Source organism: Sphingomonas sp. Ant20 (assembly GCF_000783375.1).
In the GTDB taxonomy this organism is placed as follows: Bacteria; Pseudomonadota; Alphaproteobacteria; order Sphingomonadales; family Sphingomonadaceae; genus Sphingomonas; species Sphingomonas aerolata.
The window spans coordinates 35469-44731 of the sequence record NZ_JRVI01000065.1 but is presented as its reverse complement, the minus strand read 5'-3'; the positions used below and the strand labels follow the sequence as shown (position 1 = coordinate 44731).

General features: G+C 63.0%; 6 protein-coding genes. 4 read left to right on the top strand and 2 right to left on the bottom strand.

Translation table 11 applies throughout. From position 1 onward, the window contains the following. Both NI18_RS10735 and NI18_RS10730 read left to right on the top strand, forming a co-directional pair. On the top strand, positions 1–894 hold an 894-nt coding region (locus NI18_RS10735), incomplete at its 5' end, for an alpha/beta fold hydrolase (protein ID WP_037529899.1). 32 nt (positions 895–926) lie between these two features. Then, positions 927–2114 carry an acetyl-CoA C-acetyltransferase gene (locus NI18_RS10730; protein ID WP_037529898.1) on the top strand — a complete coding sequence of 396 codons (1188 nt, stop codon included), beginning with the start codon at positions 927–929 and terminating at the stop codon, positions 2112–2114. 89 nt (positions 2115–2203) lie between these two features. Here NI18_RS10730 and NI18_RS22320 read toward each other — a convergent pair whose 3' ends face one another. Both NI18_RS22320 and NI18_RS22315 read right to left on the bottom strand, forming a co-directional pair. Further along, entirely contained in the window at positions 2204–3694 is a 1491-nt protein-coding gene (locus NI18_RS22320) for a TonB-dependent receptor (protein WP_347574842.1), read from the bottom strand. Positions 3695–4014: 320 nt separating this feature from the next. Further along, positions 4015–5406, bottom strand: a complete 1392-nt coding sequence (locus NI18_RS22315) for a TonB-dependent receptor plug domain-containing protein (protein ID WP_052149137.1) — start codon at positions 5404–5406, stop codon at positions 4015–4017. 469 nt (positions 5407–5875) lie between these two features. Between NI18_RS22315 and NI18_RS25675 the strand changes: the two genes are divergently transcribed. Further along, positions 5876–6970, top strand: coding sequence for a TonB-dependent receptor plug domain-containing protein (locus tag NI18_RS25675; protein ID WP_198527000.1), 1095 nt, complete (start codon positions 5876–5878; stop codon positions 6968–6970). Beyond that, positions 6865–9132 carry a TonB-dependent receptor gene (locus NI18_RS10720; RefSeq protein ID WP_198527001.1) on the top strand — a complete coding sequence of 756 codons (2268 nt, stop codon included), beginning with the start codon at positions 6865–6867 and terminating at the stop codon, positions 9130–9132. The genes NI18_RS25675 and NI18_RS10720 overlap by 106 nt, the downstream gene beginning before the upstream one ends. Positions 9133–9263 lie beyond the last annotated feature (131 nt).

The following is a 9263-nucleotide window of genomic DNA, read 5'->3' as shown; positions in this document are numbered from 1 at the left end:
CGCCTGATCCGCGCGTCGGCCGGCCGGGCGGTCCTGCGCGACTATGGCGGTGGCACTACGGGCAAGCCGGCGGTCATCGTTATACCCTCGCTGATCAACCCGGCGGCGATCCTCGATCTTTCCGCGGACACGTCGCTGATGCAGTGGCTGGCCACGCGGGGCTATCATGCGCACCTGCTCGACTGGGGAACGCCGGGGCCCGAGGATCGGGACCTCGACCTCGACGCGCATGTCGCGCGCATCCTCCTGCCCCTGCTGCAAGGGTTTGCCACCCCGCCGATCCTGGTGGGCTATTGCCTGGGCGGCACCCTCGCCGTCGCCGCTGCCGCCTTGACGCGGGTCGCGGGGCTGGCGACGATCGCGGCGCCTTGGCATTTCGCCGGCTATGGCGAGACCGCGCGTGCCGAGATGGCGCGACTTTGGCGCGCCGGTGCGCCGTTTGCGCGCCAGACGGGGCTGTTGCCGATGGAAGTGCTGCAAAGCGGGTTCTGGCAGCTCGCGCCCGCGCAGACGATCGCGAAATACGAGGGGTTTGCCGACCGCGATCCGACCAGCCCCGGCGCGCGCGCGTTCGTCAGGCTGGAGGACTGGGCGAATGCGGGTGCGCCGCTCCCCGCCGCCGCCGCCGCCGGACTGTTCGGGGACATGATCGCCCTGGACCTCCCCGGACGCGGTCTGTGGCGGATTGCCGGTCGCTCGATCGCCCCGCGGGCGCTGTCCTGCCCCGCGGTCGAGTTCGTCGCGCGCAACGACCGGATCGTGCCGGCCGCGACTGCGATCGGACTGGCGGACCGGCGCGACGTCGATGCCGGCCATGTCGGCATGATCGTCGGCCGCCGTGCCCGCGCCCAGCTCTGGGAGCCGCTCGCGAACTGGATAGATTCGCTCGGCTAGCGTATTGCATTCTCGAAACGAGAGGACCCGTCATGACCGCCACCCACCCCAGCGACATTGTCATCACCGCCGCCAAGCGTACGCCGGTCGGCAGCTTCCTCGGCGCCTTCGCCACCGTCCCCGCGCATGAGCTCGGCCGCACTGCGATCGAGGCGGCACTCGCGCAGGCGGGTGTCGACGGCGCCGATGTCTCCGAAGTGATCCTCGGCCAGGTGCTGACCGCAGCGCAGGGGCAGAATCCCGCGCGTCAGGCGTCGATGGCGGCGGGCGTTCCGAAGGAAGTCCCCGCCTGGGGCGTCAACCAGGTCTGCGGCTCGGGGCTGCGCGCGGTCGCGCTTGCCTGCCAGGCGATCCAGACCGGCGATGCGACGATCGTCGTCGCTGGTGGGCAGGAATCCATGTCGCTGTCCGCGCACGCCCAGTCGATCCGCGGCGGGCAGAAGATGGGCACTCTCAGCCTTGTCGACACGATGGTCAGCGATGGCCTGACCGACGTGTTCAACGGTTATCACATGGGCATCACCGCCGAAAATCTCGCCGAGCAATATCAGGTGACGCGCGGCGAACAGGACGCCTTCTCGGTCAGCTCGCAGAACAAGGCGGAGGCGGCCCGCGGATCGGGCCGGTTCAAGGACGAGATCGCCGTGGTAACGATCAAGGGCCGCAAGGGCGACGCGATCGTCAGCGACGACGAATATATCCGCGCGGGCGCGACGATCGAGAGCGTGTCGGGCGTGCGGCCGGCGTTCAAGAAGGACGGCACCGTCACCGCGGCGAATGCGAGCGGCCTCAACGACGGCGCCGCCGCGCTGGTGCTGATGCGCCGCGACGAGGCCGAGCGCCGCGGCAGTCCGGTGCTCGCAACCATCCGCAGCTGGGCCTCCGCCGGCGTCGACCCGTCGATCATGGGCATCGGCCCCGTCCCCGCCACGCGCCGCGCGCTGGAGAAGGCCGGCTGGACGATCGCCGATCTCGACCTGATCGAGGCGAACGAGGCGTTTGCCGCCCAGGCTCTGTCGGTCGGCAAGGAGCTCGGCTGGGATGCCGACAAGGTCAACGTCAATGGCGGCGCGATCGCGATCGGCCACCCCATCGGCGCCAGCGGCGCGCGTGTGCTGACGACGCTGATCTACGAAATGCAGAAGCGTGACGCGAGCAAGGGTCTTGCCACGCTGTGCATCGGCGGCGGCATGGGGATTGCTATGTGCCTCGAACGGTGAGACTGCCGTTGCCGCACTTATAAGCCTCAAACGAATAAAGGGGGCCGCTCTGTAAGACGAGCGGCCCCCTTTATCAAATTATAGCCGGCTCAGAACTTGCCGGCAACGCTCACTGCGAATCGACGACCGATCAGATCACTATAGCTCGCCGGGATGATGATGCCGTTATACTCTTCGCCGACCCTGTTGAACAGGTTGGTCACGGCAAAGGTAACCCGGAAACGATCGCTTGCGTTTATGTAGACGCTCGGATTGACCGTCACGAAATCCTTGAGCTTGTCGATTTCGCGAAGATCGGCACCACGGCTGACACGAGAGAAAAGCGCTTCGCCCGTATAGTTGAACGAAGTCGAGATGCCGAAGTCGTCATGAAAATAGGAGAGGTTGTACTGGCCCTGAAACGTCGGATCGCCCAGCGTTCCGTCGGTCCGCACGGGGGCAACGCCGGTGATGTCGTTGACGCGCTTGAGCGAGACGAAAAGATTTCCCCGCATCCCGACCGAGCCAGGAATGCCCAGACCCGACAGCGAACGATTATAGGTGAGTTCGGACTGGATCCCTTCAAACTTGATCTTGTTTCCGTTGACGAAACCACTTCCGACACCTGGGTTTAGGGGGTCGTTGACCACCTGGCCGCCATTGTTGCCACCGTTCGCCGATGCGCCGCCTTGTCCCTGTGCATAGCGTCGGATCTGTGAGCAGAACGCATTGCCGTTCGCCGGATCGGCGGCGTTGAACGTCGAATTGTCGAAACACGCCGATGCGATCTGCGCGACCGTCAGGCTGGCAATCGGATCCGAGATCTTGATGTTCACATAATCGACCGTCAGCGTCAGGTTGGGAATGAAACGCGGCTGTAGAACGACACCGTAGGTGAAGCTCTTCGCCACTTCATTCGCAAGCCCGACATTGCCCCCGTTGCGTCCCGGGACGGTGGCGGCTGCGGCATCCAGTGGCGTGGCATTCGGGAATGCCGACAGGAAGGCCGCGCAGTTGCGGGCACGGTTTTCGGGCGCGGCACCGGCATTGATGTTGGCAGGCGAACACAGGTCGGGAACCGTGGTGAACACGTTCGCAACGGGGGAGAACAGCTCGGTGATGGCAGGTGCGCGGAACGACTTCGTATAATTGCCGCGCAGCGCGATATCCCGGATCGGCGCGAACGACACGCCGCCTGCATAGGCCGTGAAACCGCCATTGACGGTGTTGTTGACGTGACGGCCGCTGGCATTCAGCTGAAGCGAATGCAGGAACGACAACCCGTTCTGCGCCGTGACGATCGGAAGGATGACTTCGCCGAACACCTCGTCGACATTGTATCGTCCCGCGACCGGAAGAATGGCGACAGCACGCCCCTGCCCCAGTTGTTCGAAGGTGCTGGGGGTGAAGCTGCCGCGCTCCTCGCGATGCTCATAGCCCAGGTTCAAGCCGGTCTCGTTGCCGAACAGGTCGAACGGGCTGCCGCCGACATTGACGTTGTAAACGATCTGTTCGAGCCGGCTCCTCGTGATGTTCTCGGATACGATGTACGACCGTGCCTCCGGGCTCGAAAGACCTTCACCCAACAGGTTGAGCGGCACGCAGGCGGCGTCTGCGACTGGCGTACCGCCAGGTGCGGCCTGCACCAACGGGGTTGCCGTGCACACGATCTGCCCCGCAGCGTTCCGCGTGACGTTCACCGCATTGATGAACCGCTGGGCGTTGATGTCCTGTCGGGTATCGCGAATATCGACCCGACCGATGTTGCTGCTGGCTTCATAGTTGAAACGACGACCACCAATATTGAAATCGCCGCGGACGCCGGCGACGGCACGATATTGCTTGTTGGTCGAGAAGCCCGTCAGGTCAGCCAGATCGAGCGACGCACGCGAGACCTGGAACCGCTGGACGCCGAGCGCCGTCAGCTGCGCGCGCGCTGATCCGTCAGGAACGGGCTTGCGCTCGTGAACGTCAGCGCGCCGCTGAGACCGCCGAACAGGCTGCTGTTGAAGGTCGGCTGCTGAACCAGTTCGTCACCGCGCGACTGGAAATAGGTTGCCTCGATGAAGACCTTGAACGCATCGGAAAAGTCGTAACCGGCAAAGCCGTTAAACACGTTGCGCCGCAGATCGCTGGTGATCTGCGAATAATCGTTGAAGCGGAACCCGTCGCCGCCGCTGCCCTGCTGGACGCTCACGAACCGGATACCCCGGTTGAAGGGCACGAGATTGCCGCTGCGGTCGAACTGATAATTCTGCACTGCCGCCGCGACTGAGCCGGTCCCGTTCGCGTTGGCGAAGGCCGACGTGATCAGACCTCCACCGGTCAGCAACGGCAACGTCCGGTCGCGTACCAGGATCGATCCGGGAAATCCGTCAGTTCCGGAATCATTGAAACCGATTCCCGTATTCACCCGGCCGTCATTTGCGGCGGTCGTACCAGCAGGGCGGCCGAGCTGCGCGGACTGCGCTGTCGAGGGATTGTCGGCCGATCCGATATTGTCGCGAAGAAAACCACGCGAATTGTACAGCAAGCCCTTTTGATAGTCGCGCGTATAGGCCAGCGTGATGTTACCGCGGCCATCGTCAAAGTCGAAGCCGCCCGCCAGCGCTAGGTTGTAACGGAATGCGTCCCCTTCTTCCGTGATACCGCTCAATGCGGTGTAGCGGACGCCCTTCAGGCGGGTGTCGAGAATGAAATTGACCGTCGAGGCAATCGCGTCTGAACCATAGGTGGTCGCCCCGACCGTTGAGATCTGTTCGATACGGTCGAGCAACAGCGTCGGAATGACGTTGACGTCGACCTGCGTCCCCGCGCCGCCCTGGTTGAAGATCGTCGTCACGTTGGACGATACCGAGCGGCGGCCGTTGATCAGCGTCAGCGTCCGGTTCGAACCCAGGCCAAGTCCGTTGATGAAATTGACGCCTTGGCCAAACGAACCCTGCGCGCCCGCGGGCGTGATGCTGCCGCGAATGCCCGGCGTCTCGTTCAGCGCATCGGCGGCATTGGTCAGGCCGCGATTGGACAGATACTGATTGTTGATCACCGTGATCGGCACGGTGCCTTCGACATTCGGCAGCCGGATACGCGATCCGGTGACGGTGATCTCTTCGGGGGCGGACTCGCGCCGCGTTGCGCCATCGGCGCCCACCGCCGGCTCGCCCGCGACCGGCGCGCACAGCGACCCATCGGCGAGACGCTCCTGGCCGGGCGTGCATTCAGGGGTGGTCGAGGTTTGTGAATAGGCGGTGCCGCAAAATCCCGCGGCCAAGACGGCAAGCGCGGATACGCGAACGAGCAGATTGCATCGCATTAGTTATATCCCCCTGTGAACACGTGATTTTCTAGGGAGACATCGGACGAAGATCGACCCTTACATGACGGAAGTGTCATTTGGCGCCGCACGCGTTGTAAGAATGCAACATATTTGACACAATATGTCGATTTATAATCTATGTTTGTTGTTAAAAACCCCTGCAAGGCCGCTTAGGTGTATTTTGGTTTAAACCCTATGGTTTGCGATCGCACGGCGGAAGCTGTGAGCCTCGTTGACAACGACGCGGCCGCTATCGCCCCGCTGCGGTGATAACGCCACCTCGCCTCTTCGAGTTCACAACATGGAATATGGAAGAGGATGTGTCGAATTGTTGCGTGAACGCTACAGTTTTGTGAAAACTCGGACTTCCGTTCATGCTGCAGCAATAAACCAATTGCGCGGCCAATCGCATGGCGTCACCCTCTCGCCATCGAATAGGGCATAAATGCCAACGCAAAGGGGTTTTATGAAATTTTCTCGCTTTCTGGGCGCGACGGCGATCGTCGGCGCGCTTGCGGCACTGCCCGGCACTGCGCTGGCACAAACCGCACCGGATCAGGTCGCACCTGTTGCGGAAGCACCCCAGCGCGAAGCGTCACAGCCCGCGAACGACGAGATCCTCGTCACCGGGTCGCGCATCGCCAGCCCGAACGGCGAATCCGCGGTTCCCGTCAGCACGATCAGTGCGGTCGAACTGACGACGACCGCCAAGACGTCGATCGGCGACGTCCTGAACGATCTGCCGCAGCTCCAGAGCACCTATAGCCAGGCGAACTCGACCCGCTTCCTCGGCACGGCCGGCCTCAACCTGCTCGACTTGCGCGGCCTTGGAACGCAGCGCACGCTCGTGCTCGTCAACGGTCGCCGGCATGTCGGGTCCGACATCCTCAACAACGCCGTATCGGTCGACACCAACACGATCCCGACTGACCTGATCCAGTCCGTCGATCTTGTGACGGGCGGTAATTCGGGCGTCTACGGATCGGACGCGCTGGCCGGCGTCGTCAACTTCATCCTGAAGGACAATTACGAGGGTCTGCAGGTCCGCGGCCAGGGTGCGATCAGCGAGCGTGGCGATGCCGGGTCCTATTTCGGCAGCGTCCTGGCGGGCAAGAATTTCGCCGACGGCCGCGGTAACATCGCGGTCAATCTGGAATATTCGCGGCAGAATGCGCTCTACGCGTCGCAGCGCGACTATCTGCGCCAGGCCAACGGCTTCATCGCAACCGATTCCGACTCCGCGGGCGTCGCTACCGGTCAGACGAACCTGAACTATGACGGCATTCCGGATTCGGTGTTCTTCCGCGATATCCGGTCGGCAACGATCTCGGCCGGCGGTCTTGTCGCCTTTGCAAGCCCGACCGCGCGTGCGGGCGCGACAACACGCCGACGGCGACGTTCAACAATGCCGGACGCCCCTTCTCGTGCAACTTCCTGTTCCAGTCGTCCGGCGCCCTGGCGCAGCAAACCGGCTCGCGTGTCGGCCTTGCCGCAACGGCCGGCACGGGCAGTGCCACCAACCCGTTCCGCGCCAGCGCGGTACCGGCCGGATCCTATCTGAGCGGCAATGGCGACACGCGCCGTGAAGGGCAGCTGATTCAGATCCTGCCAGAACTCAACCGGTATTCCGCCAATCTCATCGGCCATTTCGAGGTATCGGACGCCTTCGTCCCGTTCATCGAGGCCAAATATTCGCGCACCGATTCGGTCGGACAGGGGAGCTCGGGACCGGCCTTCTTCACCGGCCAAACGCTGGACCTTCTTTACGAGCGGCCGCGACTTGACAACCCCTATCTGTCGGCCGATGCGCGCAACACCATCGCTGCGCAGATCCTCGCAAGCGGTATCAATCCGACCACCAACGCACCGCTCACGGCCGCGAACATCACCGCGATCAACAACGGGTCCTTCCGCTTCATCCTGCGCAAGAACCTCACCGATCTGGGCGTCCGCACCGAAGCCGCGCGGCGCGAAACCTACCGTCTTGTCGGCGGTGTCCGGGGCACGTTCAACGACGACTGGCACTATGAGCTTGCGGGGAACTATGGCGAGTTCCGCGAAAAGACGAAGGTCATGGGCAATCTGAACCAGCAGCGCATGGTGCTTGCCCTCGACGCCGTCACCAATCCGGCAAACGGCCAGATCATCTGCGGATCGCAGCTGCCGGGTACGGGTCAGGCGCGCGCCGATGCGTCCTTCGGCGGCGACATCGCCGGAAACGCAGCCGTCCAGGCGGCGGATATCGCCGCCTGCCAGCCGCTCAATCCGTTCGGCACCGGGAATATCTCGCAGGCGGCCAAGAACTACGTCCTTCAGGACACGGTCTCGAGTGGCAAGATCACGCAGCTTGACATCAACGGCTTCGTCTCCGGCGATCTGAGCCAGCTGTTCAGCCTGCCCGGCGGCGACATCGGCTTCTCGGTCGGCGGCGAATACCGGCGCGAGACGGCCTTCTACGAGCAGGATCCCTTGGTCTCGTCAGGCTATACCTTTTACAACGCGATCGGAAAGTTCGACCCGACCTCGTTCGAGGTCAAGGAAGCGTATGGCGAAATCCGCATACCGCTGTTGAAGGACATCACGCTCATCCGCGAGCTGACACTGAGCGGTTCGGGCCGCGTGTCGGATTACAAGGGCTCGGCGGGCACGGTTTACGCATATAGCGGCAACGCGACCTATACGCCGATCGATGGGATCCGTTTCCGCGGAAACTATTCTCGCTCGGTCCGTGCGCCCAACCTGTCCGATCTCTACTCGCCGCAATCGCAGAACTTCGCCACCGTCACAGATCCGTGCTCGGCGCGAAACGTCGCGGGGGGCACGCAGTTCCGGGCCGGCAATTGCGCCGCGGCGGGCATTCCGACCACCTACGACTATGTCTACGCACAGACGCTGGAGATTGTCAGCGGCGGCAATCCGCAACTCGACGTCGAAAAGTCGGATTCCTACACCTATGGCGTGCTGCTCCAGCCCAGGTTTATCCCGGGCCTGACGCTGTCGGTCGATTACTACAACATCAAGGTCAACAATGTGATCACCGCGCCATCGGCGCAGGGCATCATCAACAGCTGCTACGATTCGCCAACGACCGGCAACCAGTTCTGCTCGCTCTTCACTCGCGTTCCCGCGGGTCAGACCGGTGCTGTCGGTGAAGAGCAGTATCGCATCGTCGAGGGCAGCCTTCAGCAGACCTTGCTCAACTATGCAAAGCTGCAGGTTCGCGGTATCGACGTCGACCTGAACTACACGCACACCTTTGGCGATGTTCGCCTGAACAGCCACATCATCTACACGCACGTGCTGACCAACAGCTCGTTCACCGACCCGACGCAGCCGGGCTTTGCTGACACGACGGTCGGCGAAGTTGGAACGCCCAAGGATCAGGTCAACTGGAACCTTGGCGCTGATTTCGGCTCGGTCTTCGGCAACCTGCAGATGCGTTACATCACGAAGCAGTCGGTCGGGGCCGCCGAGAACCGTCAGTCGTTCCAAGGCCGCGTCCCGCAGAACCTCGACGATTTCGACATCCCCTACTACCCCGACGTGTTCTACATGGACGTGAAGTTCGGCGTGAACGTCACGCGCGAAACGAACTTCTACTTCGGCATCGACAACCTGACCGACCGCCTCCCGCCACTGGGCTCGACGGGCATCGGCGCCGGCACCGCGATCTTCGAGCCGCTGGGCCGCAAATTCTACGCCGGGTTCCAGGCGAAGTTCTGACCTGATCGCGATTTTCGCGACAAACGCTATCCCTTGGGGGGCGGGTGATTTCCACCCGCCCCTTTTTTTGTAACCCGCCGGTCCGCGGACACCTATGCGTTGCTTGCCGTGACCTAGTGCCGCGCCTTGCC

Excerpts from the sequence above, each read along its gene's own strand:
- NI18_RS10730 (WP_037529898.1), top strand. The coding sequence starts at position 927 with ATGACCGCCACCCACCCCAGCGACATTGTCATCACCGCCGCCAAGCGT.
- NI18_RS22315 (WP_052149137.1), bottom strand. The coding sequence starts at position 5,406 with ATGCGATGCAATCTGCTCGTTCGCGTATCCGCGCTTGCCGTCTTGGCC.
- NI18_RS25675 (WP_198527000.1), top strand. The coding sequence starts at position 5,876 with ATGAAATTTTCTCGCTTTCTGGGCGCGACGGCGATCGTCGGCGCGCTT.